This is a genomic window from Devosia sp. P2_G7 (genome assembly GCF_056403495.1).
In genome coordinates, this window is the sequence record NZ_JBFUFI010000007.1 from 58,688 (window position 1) to 73,637 (window position 14,950).

Consider the following 14,950-nt stretch of genomic DNA (forward strand, 5'->3'; position numbering starts at 1 on the left):
CGCGCGTTCATGACCACCCGTCGCATCATCATCGTCGACGACCATCCGCTGTTCCGCGCCGCGCTGCGCCAGACGCTGGCCGGCGGCGATCCCTCGATCTCGGTCGAGGAGGCGGGCGACCTCCCGGCCCTCAGCGCCGCGCTCGAAGCCGACCGCGATTGCGACCTGGTGCTGCTCGATCTCAACATGCCCGGCGTGCGCGGCTTTTCCGGCCTCTTGCTGCTGCGCGCCCAGTATCCCGAGATCCCGGTGATGATCGTCACCGCCGTCGAGGATGGCGGTATCGTCCGCCGCGCTTTCGAACTCGGCGCCTCGGGTTACCTCCACAAGTCGGTCGGTCCCGCCGACATCCGCCGCGCCATCGAAACGGTGCTGTCGGGCGAAGTGTACGTGCCGGAGGGCATGGAGTTCCCCGCCGAGGATTCCCAGTCAGCCCTGATGCGGCGTCTCGCAACGCTGACCCCGCAGCAGGTCCGCGTGCTGATGATGCTCAGCGATGGCCTGATGAACAAGCAGATCGCCTATGAGCTGTCGATCTCCGAAGCGACGGTGAAGGCGCACGTCTCGGCGATCCTCCAGAAGCTCGACGTCGACAGCCGCACCCAGGCGGTGATCGCGGCATCGAAGATCGAGGACGGCCAGTTCGACGAGTTGCTGAGCGGGGCCTGAGTACGCCGGAAGGCGGTGGAGCCTGTGTCGGCGCCGTTGGGTCCATCACGGAGAACAGGCAGGCCAACCTCGATGAGCGGCCTGCCTATGTTGTTTGCAGATCAGTCAGCGAGCAGGGCGTCGATGTATGCCTTGACCGCCGGATCGTCCGACTTGGTGATAGCAGCCAGTGCGGCGTCGCGATCGGCGGTCGCGCCCGCCAGAGCGTCCTGCGCCGCGGCTAAAGCCACGCCCTCGGGGCTGGCAAGGGCGGCAGCCTGCTCCCCTGGTGTCAGCGTGTCGAAGGTCGGATACAGCGCGTCAAAAGTGGTTTGCGCCGTGTCTACTGCCAGTTGCAGCTCTCCCGACGCCAGCGTGGCGTCCAGTGTTGCGTACTCGCGTACCTTTCCGACCATGGATTTGTCGCTCGCATGAGCGAGACCTTGTTCCGACGCGTGGGCTGCGTTCCCGCCGCCCACCAGTGAGGCGATGTTGGCGTTGTCGCTGCCTGCATTTTCGTGAGCGGCTTCCGAGTTACCCTGGCTGTCGGGACGACCGGCAGCAAGCGCCTGGTCCATGCCCAGCATCGACGGCACAGCCGGCGAAATAGCGACAAGCCCCAGCAGGGCAATCCTGGATAGAGTCTTCATTTTGTGGCCTCCATGGTCGCCGCCCTCAAGTGCATGCTTGCTGCTTGAAGGAACGGATCGACGATTTTAGACATGCGGCACCCAAATGGGGCCAGACGTGCAGCTAACGCGTTTCGCTGTTGTCTGGCTGAGCGCCAATGTCAACGAATTGCAGGACCCGGAGTCTCGCGGTTTTCCTCAACAGCCCGATTAGGACGGACCTGACCGAACAGCGCAGCCATTCGACTCCGAGCACTCCGGAACCCTGCACTGTGCGGCGGCGACCGCCTAGGCGGACCAAAGTCCGTATCGCTCGGGCGAGCCGGAAGCAGCCCGGACCGAGCTGGCGTGCCGCCTAGACCTCCACCCGCTTCCGCCCGCGCTGCCCGGCAAGCTGGCTGATCGTGGCCCTGAGCGCCGCCGGCTTCACCGGTTTCGTCACCACCGTGATGCCGCGATCCTCGGCGAGCGCCCGCACTGCCGGGCTGCGGTCGGCCGTCACCAGTGCCGCCGGCAGGTGCCCGCCCACATTGTGCCGCAGCCACTCGATCGCATCGAGGCCGGAGGTCTGGTCGAGGTGGTAGTCCATCAGCACCAGGTCGGGCAGCCAGCCGAGCAGCAGCCCGTCCTTGTCGATATCCTTGAGCGAGCGCGCCGAGCGCACATCGCACCCCCAGCCGCCAAGCAGCCCCTCCATCGCATCGAGGATCGCCCGCTCATTGTCGACGCAGAGGATCCTCAACCCGCTGAGGTTCGATGTCGGCTCGCGTTCCGGGCTCGCCTCCGGCACCACCTTGGGCGAGCGGTGGTGCGGCAGGTAAAGCGAGAAGCGTGAACCACGGGCTTCCTTGCTCTCGAGCTCCATCGTCAGCCCCAGCGCCGTCACCAGCCGCTTGACGATCGATAGCCCCAGCCCCAGCCCCTGCGCCATCCGCGCGCCGTGCTCCAGCCGGCTGAACTCGGCGAAGATCAGCGCATGCTGGTCCTTGTTGAACCCGATGCCGGTATCGATCACGTCGAACCGCACGCGTCCGCCCTTGAGCCGCGCCCCCACCAGCACCCGGCCGCCGGGCCGCGTGTACTTGATGGCGTTGGAAACGAGGTTCTGGATGACGCGCGCCGTCAGCGCCCGATCGCCAACCACCGCGAGCGACGTATCCACCAGCCTGAGGTCGATCTCCTTTTTCAGGGCCAGCGGCGCGAACTCGACATCGACCTTCTTCAGCAGGTCGCGCACCTGGAACGGCGTCGCCGCCGGCTTCACGGCGCCCGCATCGATCCGCGAGATATCGAGCAGCGCCGCCATGATCTCCTCGACCGCCGTCAGCGAGGCCTCGATCGAGTGCGCCAGCTCGTCGAGCCCGGTGCCGCCGGCCCGTTCCACCAGCGTCGAGGTGTAGAGCCGCGCCGCGTTCAGCGGCTGCAGCAGGTCATGGCTCGCGGCCGCAAAGAACCGCGTCTTGTCGCGATTGGCCGCATCCGCCTTGGCCCGCGCCACTTCGAGCTCGGAGTTCACCCGGATCAGCGCCGCGGTGCGTTCCTCGACGCGCCCCTCGAGGGTCTGGTTCATGCCCGCGAGTTCGGTCTCCGCATCCACCCGCGCCGTCACGTCCGCAAAACTGATCACCAGCCCGCCATCCGGCAGCCGCGCCGAGTGGAACTCCAGCACCTGGCCCTTGGCCCCGAGCCGCTGGCTCACCGTGGTGTGCGATTGCGTCAGCGTCTGCACGCGCTGCACCGCCAGCGAGATGGCATCGCCGGCCCCCAGGTCGCCGCGCCGCGCCACGAACAGCGCCATGTCGTAAAGCGGTATCCCCGGCCGCAGCAACTCCTGCGGCACTGCCAGCAATTCGCCATAGCGCGCGTTGCAGGTGACCAGCCGCAGGTCGCGGTCGAACACCGCCACACCCTGCGGGATGTAGTCGATCGCCTGTCGCAGCGAATCCTGTAGGTCGGTCAGCGTCTCGATCATCTCTTTTTTTCGCCCGTCCCAAGTATCTGCCCCGCGTCATCCCCTCGCAAGGCCGCACAAAGTCGTGGCTGTTGAAGGACACCGGCGGCGCGAGTGCCTTCTCCCCTTGTGGAAGGTGCCCGAAGGGCGGATGAAGGGTTGGCTCCACCCCCTCCGACACCGTCGCTCACGCTCCGATCGCGCAACCTGCGGTTGCGGCCCCCTTCATCCGGCGCTTCGCGCCACCTTCTCCCACAAGGGGAGAAGGCAAGGGCGGTGGTTGCTGCTGCCGCCTCCGTCCCCCCACAGCGCCACCTCCAACTCAACAGTTGAGTTGCTTTGTCGATAAGAAGCGGAAAAACTCCGGTGAGGGCGCGGCTTGGGGTCATTTGCCGCAACGGGAGGGCCGGTCGGCGCCGCCAACCAAGGGGACTGACATGTTCAAGGAATTTCGCGATTTTGCCTTGAAGGGCAACGTCATGGATCTGGCCATCGGCGTGATCATCGGCGCGGCGTTCGGTGCCATCGTCTCGTCCATCGTCGATGACCTGTTCATGCCGATCATTGGCCTGATCCTGAACGGGATCGACTTCTCGAACCTGTTCTTCGTCATCTCCAACCCCAACAACCTGCCGGTGCCCTCTGTCGCCGCCGCCAAGGCGGCCGGCGTCGCCACCATCAACTACGGCCTGTTCATCAACGCTGTGGTGAAGTTCACCATCATCGCCTTCGTCCTGTTCCTCGTGGTCAAGGGCATCAACCGCCTCCGCCGGCAGGAAGCCGCCGCCCCCGCCGCCCCACCGGCCCCGACGACGGAAGAAAAGCTGCTGACGGAGATCCGCGACGCGATCAAGGCGCAGAAGTAAGCGCCAGCTCGCCCGCCAGTTCTGCTATCAGATAGGACAATAGTCCTTGACATGCGCCACACAGGCATTTATCCCTATCGTCATTAAGGGCTCCCGCATACGTAGTTCTTCTAATCGGAGTGTGCGGGCAGTTGTTGCATGGTGCGCGACGATAGTTCGTTGCGTTGGTGTGGGCTGAATACTCGTAAGAACAGCGTCTTGTATCGTGCGTCCCGGCGTCCACGCAGAGCTTCCGGCTCGCGTTGAGCCAGAGCGCGCAATCTCGTCTTTACGTCGTTTGTTGCCGGAGGACGTCGTGACTGAGTCATTTTACTATCCGTCATTTCTGCACCGGGATCGCTTGATCCACATCCTCGATGCCGACGCCTCCACCTGTGAGGCGTTGAGCGTCCTGTTCCGGCTCGAGGGCTTCCAGACCGCATTTTCGGTCGATGCCGCGCATTTCCTGAGCGGCGTGGAACGCCGCCGGCCCGACGTCGCCATCATCAATATCCGCATCGGCAACGAGGACGGTTTGGCGATCCTCAAGCGCGTCAAAACCCTGCGCACGGGGACGCCGGTGTTCATCCTGGAGGATCGGCCGGAGGTCGATTCCGCCGTGCTCGCGATGAAAGCCGGCGCCACCGATGTCTTCACCAAGCCGATCGATTCCGAGCGCCTGGTCCGCGCCGTGCGCGAGGCGCTGAGGCAGGACATCCAGCTCGGCGCCGTCGTTGCGGGCGGCCGCCGCCACATCGAGGTGCGCGGCTTCGATCAGCTTACTCCGCGCGAGCGCGAAGTGCTTCAGCTCATCACCAACGGCCAGTCCAACAAGGAAGCCGGCCGCGAACTCGGCATCTCCCCCCGCACCATCGAGGTGCACCGCGCCCGCGTCATGGAAAAGCTCGGCGCCCGCAACACGGCTGATCTGATGCGCATCGTGCTGACGAGCTGAGGCGCCGGCGGGTGCAGGGCTTCGGTCGGCGGTAGCCGACCCCCACCCCTGTCCCCTCCCCTGAACAGGGGGAGGGAGCCGATAACCTCGATGTCAGTGCCAGGCGTCTCCTTCCCCATACTTAGGGAGAAGGGGACAGGGGGGCGGCTCGCGCCAGCGTTCGGATCCGCCGAGATCGTAGCGCCTACCCCGGAAAGTCCACCTGTGTCTCCGGGCGCGCGGCCACGAACTCGGGCAGATCGCGACAAGCCGCGTCGAGCGCCTGGAGCAGCGGATACGGCGCCAGATCACACCCAAACCGCCGGGCATTGGCCATCTGCGGCACGAGGCAGGCCTCAGCCAACCCGGGCGCATCGGTGAACCCATAGCGCGTCGACCGTGTCCGCCGCGCCAGTGCCGTGTCGAGGCTCTCGAACGCCGTCGCCACCCAGTGCCGATACCAGCCGTCCACCTGCGCCTCGCTCGCGCCCATCGGTCCGGCCAGGTACTTCCGCACCCGGTTATTGTTGATCGGATGCAGATCCGCTGCGATCAGCAGCGCAAAGGCCCGTGCCTCCGCCCGCTCGATCGGATCGTTCGGTAGCAATGGGGGCTCCGGATAGAGCTCCTCCAGCAGCCCGATGATCGCCATCGACTGCGCCACGATCCGCCCGTCGATCTCCAGCGCCGGCATCAGCCCCTGCGGGTTGATGGCGCGATATTCGGGCGAACTGGCGGAAGGCACCGGCACGTACTCGTAGCCGATGCCCTTGAGGTTCAGCACGATACGAACGCGCTGTCCGGCCGAGTTCTGGTAGCGGGAGTGGAGACGAAGCTGCATACCCCAACCTTCCCCCGCCGCGCTGTCACAGTCCAGCATTTGACAGCAGCACCGCCATCGCTATCCTGAGCGCCAGGGCGGGTGCAGCCTGCCGCTCGCGCCCGCAAGGGAAGGGTGAATGCACCACTGATCTACCGGGTTTGAGCCCTCAACGGACGGCCCGTCGGCAATGCGAGCACTGACCTTGCGTGCTGTCCGACAGAGGATCAGACCATGCATTCCTTTCTCGACTCGAAGGCTATGGCTAAGGCCTTGCGCCATGCCCTCGCCGAACGCGGCCAGGAGATTTCGCACTCCGACGCGCTCGAACTCGTCGCCCGCCAGTTCGGCCTCGCCAACTGGAACATGCTTTCGGCGCGCATCGAGGCCGCCCAACTCGCCCCGCTCGAGCTGCCGCCCGGCTGGCACGTCGCCAGCCATACCGACCAGCGGAACTACCGTCTCGGCATCGATCCGAAGGCCCTGGGCACCGCGCTGATCGAAAGCCGCCCCGACCGCGACGAGGCAATCGGCCGTGTTGCCGGTGAAACTGCCGTGCTGATGCAGTCGGTGCTGGTTGACAACTTCCGCGGCAAGCGGGTCCGTCTCGCCGCCGAGCTTCGTACCGAGTACGCCGATCTCGCCACCATCTGGCTACGCGCCGACTCGACGACTGGCCAACCGCTCTGTTTCGACAACATGCTGAAGCGCCGGACCGATGGCCCGCTCACCGGCACGACCGGCTGGTCCGAACGCCACATCGTGCTCTACATTCCGGTAGCCGCCACCAGCCTCCATTTCGGCTTCTTCCTGAAAGGCGCTGGCAAAGCTTGGGCTCGCGGCTTCAGCCTCGAAACGGTTGGCGAGCACGTGCCGACCACCGAGCCGGAGCCCCGCTACCTGAGCCGTCCCACAAACCTCGATTTCGGCGGTGAGCGGCCCACCGCGTGACGCCGTTGACTCCGAGCGCGCGAAGGTGACATTGAGCTGCAGGCCCGTGCAGCCTGCCGCTCGCACCCCTCGGGGACGGTGAACCGCGCGACTTCATCTTTGTGGTTTGACCTCGGGCAAGCCGTCAGCAACGCGAGCACTGACCCTCATCGCTGCCCGGTGAAAGGTTCAGACCATGCAGACTTTCCTTGATGCCAAGCAGATGGCCCGCGCGCTCCGCCAGGGCCTCGCTGATAAGAAGCTCGAGCTCGGCCACTCCGATTGCCTCGAACTGGTGGCGCTGCAGTTCGGCTTTGCCGACTGGAACACGCTCGCCGCCCGCATCCGCCTCGAAGAGTCCCCACCAACCCTGCCGGCCGGCTGGACCCTCACCGGCATCGGCCGTGGCAACGCCTATCGCGCCGGCCTCGATCCCGACATTCCGGACGCCATGCGCGTCGCCTCTACCAGCCCCAACGGCATCGTCGATGTCGACGAGTTCGGCGGCCTGATGCGAACCATCCCGGCCGACACCTGGCGCGGCAAGACAGTGCGGCTCGGCGCCGAACTGATGGGCAAGGCGGTCGAGCGAGGCGCCATTTGGCTGAAGCTCGACGCCGCTGACGGCCGCCCGATCAACGTGGCGAACACGCCGGCACGGGGCGATTTCGGCTGGACCGGCCGAGAGGTGGTGATGGCGGTGCCGGAAACCGCGGCGCTGATCCGCTATGGGCTGCAACTGGCAGGGAGCGGGGAGATCTGGGCACGGGGGTTCAGGCTGGAAGAGGCGGTTTAGGCGTAATGGTTCGGTGATCGCCTTCTCCCACAAGGGGAGAAGGCGATTATCTCAGCCGCCAGCGCCCGTCAGCGTCAGATCCCCACCCATCAGCTTGTTCGAGCTGACCTTCTCGGTCGGCCGCTCGCGCGGCAGCTCGAGGCTGGCCCAGACGCTCACCAGCGCGTGGCGCAGCTCGATGATCATCTCGTCGGTGTGGAGCGGCGTCGGCGTGATGCGCAGCCGCTCGGTGCCCTTGGGCACGGTGGGGTAGTTGATCGGCTGGATGTAGATGTTGTGCTTTTCGAGCAGCATGTCGCTCGCCGCTTTGCACAGCCGCGCATCGCCGACAATGATCGGCACGATATGCGTGTCGGTCTTCAGCACCGGCAGGCCGGCATCGCCGAGAATGTCCTTGGTCAGCTGCGCCTGGCGCTGCTGACCCTCGCGCTCCACCGACGATGTCTTCAGATGCTCGATCGAAGCCCGGGCCGCCGCGCAGAGCGCCGGCGGCAGGGCGGTGGTGAAGATGAACTCCGGTGCATAGGAGCGGATCGCGTCGATGATCGCCTGGTTGGCGGCCACATAGCCGCCCATCACGCCAAAGCCCTTGGCCAGCGTGCCTTCGATGATGTCGATGCGGCCCATCAGTCCCTCGCGCTCCGCAATGCCGCCACCGCGCGGGCCGTACATGCCGACGGCGTGCACTTCGTCGATATAGGTCAGCGCGCCGAATTCCTCGGCCAGGTCGCAGATCTCGGCGATCGGCGCCACATCGCCGTCCATTGAGTAGATCGACTCGAAGACGATCAGCTTGGGCCGCTTCTTGTCGACCGAGGCGAGCAACTCGCGCAGATGGCCCGCGTCGTTGTGCCGGAAGATCTTCTTTTCCATGCCCGACTGGCGCACGCCCTGGATCATCGAGGCGTGGTTGAGCTGGTCGGAAAAGATCACGCAATCCGGCAAGAGCCGCGCAATGGTGGCGATCGCGGCTTCGTTCGAAACGAAGCCCGAGGTGAACACCAGCGCCGATTCCTTGCGGTGGAGGTCCGCGAGCGAACGCTCGAGCTCGACCAGCGGGCGGTTGGTGCCCGAGATATTGCGGGTACCGCCAGCGCCGACGCCGAGCTTTGCCGCGGTGTCCTGCATCGCGGCAATGGTCACTGGGTGCTGGCCCATGCCCAGATAGTCGTTGGAGCACCAGATGGTGATCTCGCGCTGGTTGTCGGCATTGTCCCGGAAGATGGCCCGGGGGAAACGCCCGGCAATTCGTTCGAGGTCGGCGAAAACGCGGTAGCGCTTTTCCTGCCGCAAGGTGTCGACGGCGTCCTCGAAAAACCCGCGATAGTCCATTGTCCCACTCTCGAAGTGCAGGCTATGCGCCCTGTGGCGAACCCACCTGCGAACCGATAGCTAGTCCTGCGGCATCGGCATTGACATAGGTCAATTCGCCGCGCGGCGACCAATACAAGTCATTGGCCGGACTGAGCCTTGCCAGCGAACCTTGGAACCATCCTAAACAATGAGGGGCCGACTGCCAATCAAACAGATGTGCGCGGGGCGTCACAGGTGGCTCTCGAAGCGGGTGCTATGATCCGTTCAGAATGGGTTCAGCGCCGTCGTGTCAGTTGCGCCCTAACAGCCGTTCCAACCGGATTAACGGCCCTGATGCCTTTCCGTTGACCCGGCCTTGGCGTCCGATAGTATCAACCATACGGAAACAGGGGGATCCGCCATGAAGAGCTTCTCTTCGTCCAGCTTCGCCAACGACCACGCGGAGGTGCTCGATCTTGCACTGGCCGCCGTCAACAAGCATCCGCAGGCGCTGTTCACCGATTTCCAGTGGTTTCTCTACGAGGCGCGCGACACGGTGTTTTTCACCGCCGCCTCGAAGTCGCATTTCACCAAGGACTCGCTGGCCAATCTCGTCGCCGACATGGTGGCGCTGGCCCCGCAGCTGAGCCACGGCTTCGTCGGCGCCCGTCCCGGCCAGCCGTTCCCCAAGCACCTGCTCGATGCCATCACCCATGTCGAGGAAGTCGACGAGTTCGACGGCTACCCCGACAAGTGGGTGTCGAAGTCGCCCGATATCTTCGAGCGTGACGACCTGCCGCTGTTCCGCGTCTCCGCCGTCGTCCGCCGCGGCGGTCCCGACGCCGATGGCCGCGCCTCGATGATCCAAGTCCGCTCGAGCCACGCGCTGCTCGAGGGCTCCGACTCGGCGCTGCTCACCCGCTCGGCCTCCGCCGGCCACGGCGTCATGTCCGACAAGTCCAACAAGGTCGGCCTCGGCGCCCGCATCAAGGGCACGCTCCGCGGCTGGGGCATGACCTTCATGTACATCACCCTCGCCAACATTCTCGCTCCGGCCGAAAAGCCGTGGGGCTTCAAGACCCTGGCGCTGAAGCGTCATCGTCTGCGGCTGCTTGCCAACAAGCTCGGCGTGCGCCAGCGCTCGCTGATGTTCGCGCTCGTCACCCACGCCCTCAACGGCGAGGGCGAGGATCGGCACATGTCGAAAAAGGTGATCGGCGCCGCCTACACCATGCTCGATGGCAAGCGCCACGACGCCGATGACGATTTCTTCCGCGTCCGTGCGCTCGAGGCCAAGTTCGAGGTGATCGACGATTTCGTCGAGTACGTCCGCAAGGTCGACGACACCATCGACAAGATCGAGAAGAAAGACATCACCAAGTTCCAGGTGATGATGAACTCGATGTTCAAGTCGCTGCGCACGCTGAACCGGCTGGTCCCTGCGCTGCCCAACAAGCGCTTCTGGCGCTTCAACGGCGGCATCCACATTGTGCTCACCCTGGTCCCGCCGCACCGCACTTACGGTCCGATGACTCACGGCATGATGGAGCCGATCTATTGCGGCGCCTGGCACCCGGCGGCCAACATCTGCACCTTCTGTCCCGGCCGCGAGTACATCACGCTGAACTTCTCGATGGAGACGCGGCATATCGCCAATGTCGAGAAGATCGAGCAGCTGCTGCAGAAGGTCGAGGCCATGGACGTGGCGCCGACCGGCAAGGTGATCGTCGAGGACGACTCGGTCTGATTGAGGGCCACCGGCCTCATCTCCCCCTTGGCGGGGGAGAAAGCGAAAACTTGGGCTTAGCGTTTGCTAAGCCCTTAGTTTTCGCAAGAGAGGGGGCGCGGAGCCATCGTGCCTCCCATGATCCACCCTCTTGAGATTTCTACGACTTAGCAAACGCTAAGCCCAAGAAATCGCTTTCTCTCCCACAAGGGGAGAGATGGCCGAGACATCCAGTCTCAGCGAACGAACCCCGCCACCGTCGCCACGACCATGTCGTGATCCGACAGCACCTCGCCATCGGGCGCCACCGACGGCACGATGCGACTTTCCTCCACCACCAGCCCGCGCGTCAGTAACCAGTCGAGCTTCCACGTCCCGCGCGGGCCGCGGCTTACCCGGCTCGGTCGTGTCGTCGTTTGCCCGATCGGCCCGCCATGCCGTTCGAAGCCGCACCCATAGGCATGCGCGAACAGCGTCTCCTTCTCGAAGTCGCCGCCGTCCGCCAGCCCGGTATTGAGGTCGCCGCCGATGATGACAGGTGTGTCGCCCGCGAGTTGGTCGATGGCGTCGATCAGCCCGCGCACCTGCGCCTCGCGGTAGCCAGCGTCGCCGCGGTTCTCGAGATGCACCGACACCGCATAGAGCGGACCTTCGGTGGTCATCACGCTCGCCGCGATGGCACACCGCGTGCCCACCCGCCGCGCCGGGCTCTCGGGCGTGAACCAGTGCCCATGCGCTTCCAGCCGGATCATCACCGGCGCCTGCAGTGCCGTCCGGGCCAACAGCGCGTTGCCGTGAAAACCATGCCGGTTGAAGTTGTCCTTGCAGAACTCGAGTTCCACTTCGGCGCCAAGCTCCAGTTCCAGGAATTCCACCCCGAACGCGTAAGCCATATCCAGCTCCCCGGCGACATCGCGCGACGTGTGCCGCTGACCGGTCCGCGCCATGCCGTTGTCGACCTCCGACAGCAGCGCGATGCCAGCGCCCTCGCGCTTCAGCATCGCGGCGGATTGCTCCACCGCATAGCAGCGCTCGAGGTTCCAGGCAGCGACGGTCAGCGGAAACGCCAGCACCTCGCTACCGCCCGTCGCCGGTGCCTCCACCCGCTGCAGGCATTCGAGCCCGGCCATCGCCGCGGCATGGTTGGCCTCGGTGCGCTCCAGCGCATCGAGTCGATCCCGCTCCGCCTGCGGCGGACCATTGAGCAGGGCAATCTGGGCGGGCTTGACGAGATCGAGGGACATGGCGCGCGGACTTCATGAGGGGGAGGGAAGCGCTCCCTAGCCAGCGGATATGTCTTCCCGGTGACAAATCGTGCCTCCGCGTACCCTCGCGTACGGGTCTCCCTTGCCGCGCGCCGTCCCTCACGCTAAATCCCCCGCCAACAACAGTTCCCCGGGGGGGTTCCGTGTCCGACTACGCCATCTATCCCAGCCTCAAAGGCACGCCCGTCGTCGTCTCCGGCGGCGCCTCCGGTATCGGCGAGGGCGTGGTCCGCGCCTTTGCCGAGCAGGGTTCGAAGGTCGGTTTCGTTGATATCGCCGACGAGGCCGGCAACAAGCTCGCCGCTGAACTGAGCGCCGCCGGTGCCACGGTGAAGTTCACCCGCTGCGATATCACCGATATCGCCGCCTACCAGGCCGCTATCCGTGATTTCGAGGCGGCGCACGGCCCGGCCCTGGCGCTGGTCAACAACGCGGCCAACGACACGCGGCACACCATTGCCGAGATGACGCCCGAGGCCTGGGACCGCAACATGGCCGTCAACCTCAAGCACGCGTTCTTTGCCACGCAGGCGGTAGCGCCGGGGATGATCGCGGCGGGCAGGGGCTCGATCATCAATTTCGGTTCGGTCAGCTGGATGACCAACACCCCCGAGTTGACCGTCTACACCTCGGCCAAGGCGGGCGCCCACGGCATGTCGCGCTCGATGGCGCGCGAATACGGCAAGCACGGGATCCGCGCCAACACGCTCGTTCCGGGCTGGATCATGACGGAACGGCAGCTCAAGCTCTGGGCCACGCCCGAGGCGTTCGCCATGCTGGAGCAGGTCCAGCCGGTGAAGGGCCGGCTCTACCCTGACGATATCGCCCGCATGGTGCTGTTCCTCGCTGCCGACGATTCGAAGATGATCTCCGGCCAGGATTTCCTCGTCGACGGTGGCTGGGCGCACGGCTGATTCATCCGCAAAAGGACCGCTTCAACACAACGCGATCCTGATCTAACGTCGGCGCGGGCAAATGGCAGAAGGTGAACACCTTGCTGCCGCAATCGGTGGCGAGAACCAGCGCCACACCTACGGGGGACGTCCATGAAATCCAAGATTCTGATCGCCGGCCTCGCGGCCCTGTCGCTGAGCGCCTGTACTTCGATCAATCCCTATACCGGCCAGAGCCAGCTCTCGAACACCACCGGCGGCGCCCTGATCGGCGCGGGCGGCGGCGCAGTCGTCGGCGGCATCATCGGTGCTGCTACCGGCAATGACCCGCGCGTTGCGGCGCTGATCGGCGCGGGCGTCGGCGGCCTCACCGGCGCGGCCATCGGCAGCTACATGGACCAGCAGGAAGCCGAGCTCCGCGCTCAGCTGCAGGGCACCGGCGTGTCGGTCACCCGCGTCGGCCAGCAGATCATCCTCAACATGCCGTCCAACATCACCTTCGCCACTGACTCGGCGACGGTGCAGCCGCAGTTCAGCGAAACCCTGGTTTCGGTCGGCCTCGTGCTGAAGAAGTTCAACAAGACCGTCATCGACGTCTACGGCCACACCGACTCGCAGGGTTCGGACAGCTACAACCAGGAACTGAGCCAGCGCCGCGCCACCGCGGTCGCGACCATCCTCGCCAGCCAGGGCGTCGACCAGCGCCGCTTCTACATCACCGGCAAGGGCGAAGAGGATCCGATCGCCTCCAACGGCACCGAGTCCGGCCGCGCGCAGAACCGTCGCGTCGAAATCCAACTCTCGCCCATCCAGGGCTGAGTCTCACTTCGATCAAGTTCGAGGCCCGGGCACGTCCCGGGCCTCTTTTCATTGCGCGGTCGTCGTTGCCGCGGGTGCGGTCACCGGCGCGCGGGTATTGCTGGCGAGCAACTGGAACCCGAGCAGGATCACCACGACGATCCCCACCCCGATCAGCCCCATTTGCCACCAGTTGGTCGGCCCGGTCGCGCCGATCGTCTCCTCGACATCGCGGGTGACCTGCAGCGACGAGTCCTCGGGCAGCGAGATCGGCATCCCATTCTCGTCGATGACCTGGTCGACTTGCGCCGCCTTCGGCGTCCCTTTCGTCCTCACAGCAGCCATTCCATTCCCCTCCCGTGGCTAGTGTTCAATGGCCGTCCCGGCGCTTTGGTTCCTGCTGAATACCGCGCTCAGCCGACGTTCAGGCGTCGCGTCCCAGCATCACCGGCATAGAACCAGCCGAGAGGATCACGACCATGCTCCGCATCGTTCTGCTTTCCGCCGTTCTCGCTGCCACCCTGGGTGCCGGCCCCGCTTCCGCCGGGCGCAACAACAGCGACAGCATCCCGCCAAACTGCACCCTCGATCCGTTCACCGGCAAGATGACCTGTCACATCTGGCCGACCTGTACGCTCGATCCCTTCACCGGCAAGATGAACTGCCCGGTCCCCAAGGCGACGATGACGCGCCAAAGGGACTAGCTAGCCGTTGACGATGATCGGCGTGCCGACGGAAACCCGCGAGTAGAGATCGATCACGTCCTGGTTGATCAGCCGCACGCAGCCCGACGACACCGCCTTGCCGATGCTCCAGTACTCGCGCGTGCCGTGGATGCGGTAGATCGTGTCCACCCCGCCGCGATAGATGTACATCGCCCGCGCCCCCAGCGGGTTGTTCAGCCCGCCGGGCATGCCGCCCGCAAACTCCCGCGTCTCGGGCTGCCGCTGCATCATCGACGATGGCGGATACCACGTCGGCCACTGCGCCTTGCGCCCAATGCTGCCGCGCCCCGACCAGGTGAACCCGTCGCGCCCGATCCCGACGCCATAGCGGATGGCACGGCCACCGTCCTGCACCAGGTAGAGGTAGCGCTGCGAGGTCTCGACGACGATGGTGCCCGGCCGCTCACCCGTGGGGTCGTCCACCTCGGTCCGCAGGAATGCCTGATCCACCTTGTTGAGGTTGACCGCCGGCACCGGGTACCGCTCTTCCGGCATCGCGCCGTAGATCTGCAGGTAGTAGGGCGAGATCACCGCCGGCAGCAGATTGGGCAGCGTCATCTGCCGGCTGCCCACCATTGCCGAGCAGCCGCTCAGCGCGAGCCCGCCGAAACTCGCCGCACCCAGAAGAAACGCCCGCCGCGACGGGCCGTTATTGCCGATCGTCTTTGTCTGCACGGAACCCGCCCCCGTAAAAGGC

The 14,950-nt window shown here is 65.4% G+C and carries 16 protein-coding genes; 9 read left to right on the forward strand and 7 right to left on the reverse strand.

Annotation, left to right across the window (positions count from 1 at the left end):
- The first annotated feature begins 9 nt into the window (after positions 1-9).
- Positions 10-669: a response regulator gene (locus tag AC1DWU_RS12960; RefSeq protein WP_477150403.1), complete on the forward strand. Its 660-nt coding sequence runs from the start codon at positions 10-12 to the stop codon at positions 667-669.
- A gap of 101 nt (positions 670-770) precedes the next feature.
- Here the strand turns inward: AC1DWU_RS12960 and AC1DWU_RS12965 are convergent, their stop codons facing one another.
- Both AC1DWU_RS12965 and AC1DWU_RS12970 read right to left on the reverse strand, forming a co-directional pair.
- Complete coding sequence (locus AC1DWU_RS12965; RefSeq protein ID WP_477150404.1) at positions 771-1,298, reverse strand: hypothetical protein; 528 nt, start codon at positions 1,296-1,298, stop codon at positions 771-773.
- A 334-nt stretch (positions 1,299-1,632) separates the two neighbouring features.
- Complete coding sequence (locus tag AC1DWU_RS12970) at positions 1,633-3,249, reverse strand: hybrid sensor histidine kinase/response regulator (protein ID WP_477150405.1); 1,617 nt, start codon at positions 3,247-3,249, stop codon at positions 1,633-1,635.
- 416 nt (positions 3,250-3,665) lie between these two features.
- On the opposite strand from AC1DWU_RS12970, the gene mscL reads away from it, so the two are divergent.
- Both mscL and AC1DWU_RS12980 read left to right on the forward strand, forming a co-directional pair.
- Complete coding sequence (mscL, locus tag AC1DWU_RS12975) at positions 3,666-4,094, forward strand: large conductance mechanosensitive channel protein MscL (protein ID WP_477150406.1); 429 nt, start codon at positions 3,666-3,668, stop codon at positions 4,092-4,094.
- A gap of 295 nt (positions 4,095-4,389) precedes the next feature.
- Entirely contained in the window at positions 4,390-5,028 is a 639-nt protein-coding gene (locus tag AC1DWU_RS12980) for a response regulator transcription factor (protein ID WP_477150407.1), read from the forward strand.
- Positions 5,029-5,212: 184 nt separating this feature from the next.
- On the opposite strand, the gene maiA is transcribed toward AC1DWU_RS12980, so the two are convergent.
- Positions 5,213-5,848, reverse strand: a complete 636-nt coding sequence (gene maiA / locus AC1DWU_RS12985; RefSeq protein WP_477150408.1) for a maleylacetoacetate isomerase — start codon at positions 5,846-5,848, stop codon at positions 5,213-5,215.
- Positions 5,849-6,061: 213 nt separating this feature from the next.
- Here maiA and AC1DWU_RS12990 point away from each other — a divergent pair, with 213 nt between their 5' ends.
- A complete protein-coding gene (locus tag AC1DWU_RS12990; protein WP_477150409.1) occupies positions 6,062-6,778 on the forward strand; it encodes a glyoxalase superfamily protein in 717 nt (238 codons plus the stop codon).
- Positions 6,779-6,953: 175 nt separating this feature from the next.
- Positions 6,954-7,553, forward strand: coding sequence for a glyoxalase superfamily protein (locus tag AC1DWU_RS12995; RefSeq protein WP_477150410.1), 600 nt, complete (start codon positions 6,954-6,956; stop codon positions 7,551-7,553).
- A 51-nt stretch (positions 7,554-7,604) separates the two neighbouring features.
- Here AC1DWU_RS12995 and hemA read toward each other — a convergent pair whose 3' ends face one another.
- On the reverse strand, positions 7,605-8,885 hold the full coding sequence (gene hemA / locus AC1DWU_RS13000) for a 5-aminolevulinate synthase (RefSeq protein ID WP_477150411.1): 1,281 nt from the start codon (positions 8,883-8,885) through the stop codon (positions 7,605-7,607).
- A gap of 382 nt (positions 8,886-9,267) precedes the next feature.
- Here hemA and AC1DWU_RS13005 point away from each other — a divergent pair, with 382 nt between their 5' ends.
- Positions 9,268-10,593: a WS/DGAT domain-containing protein gene (locus AC1DWU_RS13005; RefSeq protein ID WP_477150412.1), complete on the forward strand. Its 1,326-nt coding sequence runs from the start codon at positions 9,268-9,270 to the stop codon at positions 10,591-10,593.
- A gap of 215 nt (positions 10,594-10,808) precedes the next feature.
- Here AC1DWU_RS13005 and AC1DWU_RS13010 read toward each other — a convergent pair whose 3' ends face one another.
- Entirely contained in the window at positions 10,809-11,816 is a 1,008-nt protein-coding gene (locus tag AC1DWU_RS13010) for an endonuclease/exonuclease/phosphatase family protein (protein ID WP_477150413.1), read from the reverse strand.
- A gap of 164 nt (positions 11,817-11,980) precedes the next feature.
- Between AC1DWU_RS13010 and AC1DWU_RS13015 the strand changes: the two genes are divergently transcribed.
- Both AC1DWU_RS13015 and AC1DWU_RS13020 read left to right on the forward strand, forming a co-directional pair.
- A complete protein-coding gene (locus tag AC1DWU_RS13015) occupies positions 11,981-12,751 on the forward strand; it encodes an SDR family NAD(P)-dependent oxidoreductase (RefSeq protein WP_477150414.1) in 771 nt (256 codons plus the stop codon).
- Between the two features lie 132 nt (positions 12,752-12,883).
- A complete protein-coding gene (locus tag AC1DWU_RS13020; protein WP_477150415.1) occupies positions 12,884-13,549 on the forward strand; it encodes a YiaD family glycine zipper/OmpA-like lipoprotein in 666 nt (221 codons plus the stop codon).
- Between the two features lie 48 nt (positions 13,550-13,597).
- Here AC1DWU_RS13020 and AC1DWU_RS13025 read toward each other — a convergent pair whose 3' ends face one another.
- Positions 13,598-13,873: a hypothetical protein gene (locus tag AC1DWU_RS13025; RefSeq protein ID WP_477150416.1), complete on the reverse strand. Its 276-nt coding sequence runs from the start codon at positions 13,871-13,873 to the stop codon at positions 13,598-13,600.
- 134 nt (positions 13,874-14,007) lie between these two features.
- Here AC1DWU_RS13025 and AC1DWU_RS13030 point away from each other — a divergent pair, with 134 nt between their 5' ends.
- Positions 14,008-14,232: a hypothetical protein gene (locus AC1DWU_RS13030; protein ID WP_477150417.1), complete on the forward strand. Its 225-nt coding sequence runs from the start codon at positions 14,008-14,010 to the stop codon at positions 14,230-14,232.
- Here AC1DWU_RS13030 and AC1DWU_RS13035 read toward each other — a convergent pair whose 3' ends face one another.
- On the reverse strand, positions 14,233-14,928 hold the full coding sequence (locus AC1DWU_RS13035; RefSeq protein ID WP_477150418.1) for a L,D-transpeptidase: 696 nt from the start codon (positions 14,926-14,928) through the stop codon (positions 14,233-14,235).
- Positions 14,929-14,950 lie beyond the last annotated feature (22 nt).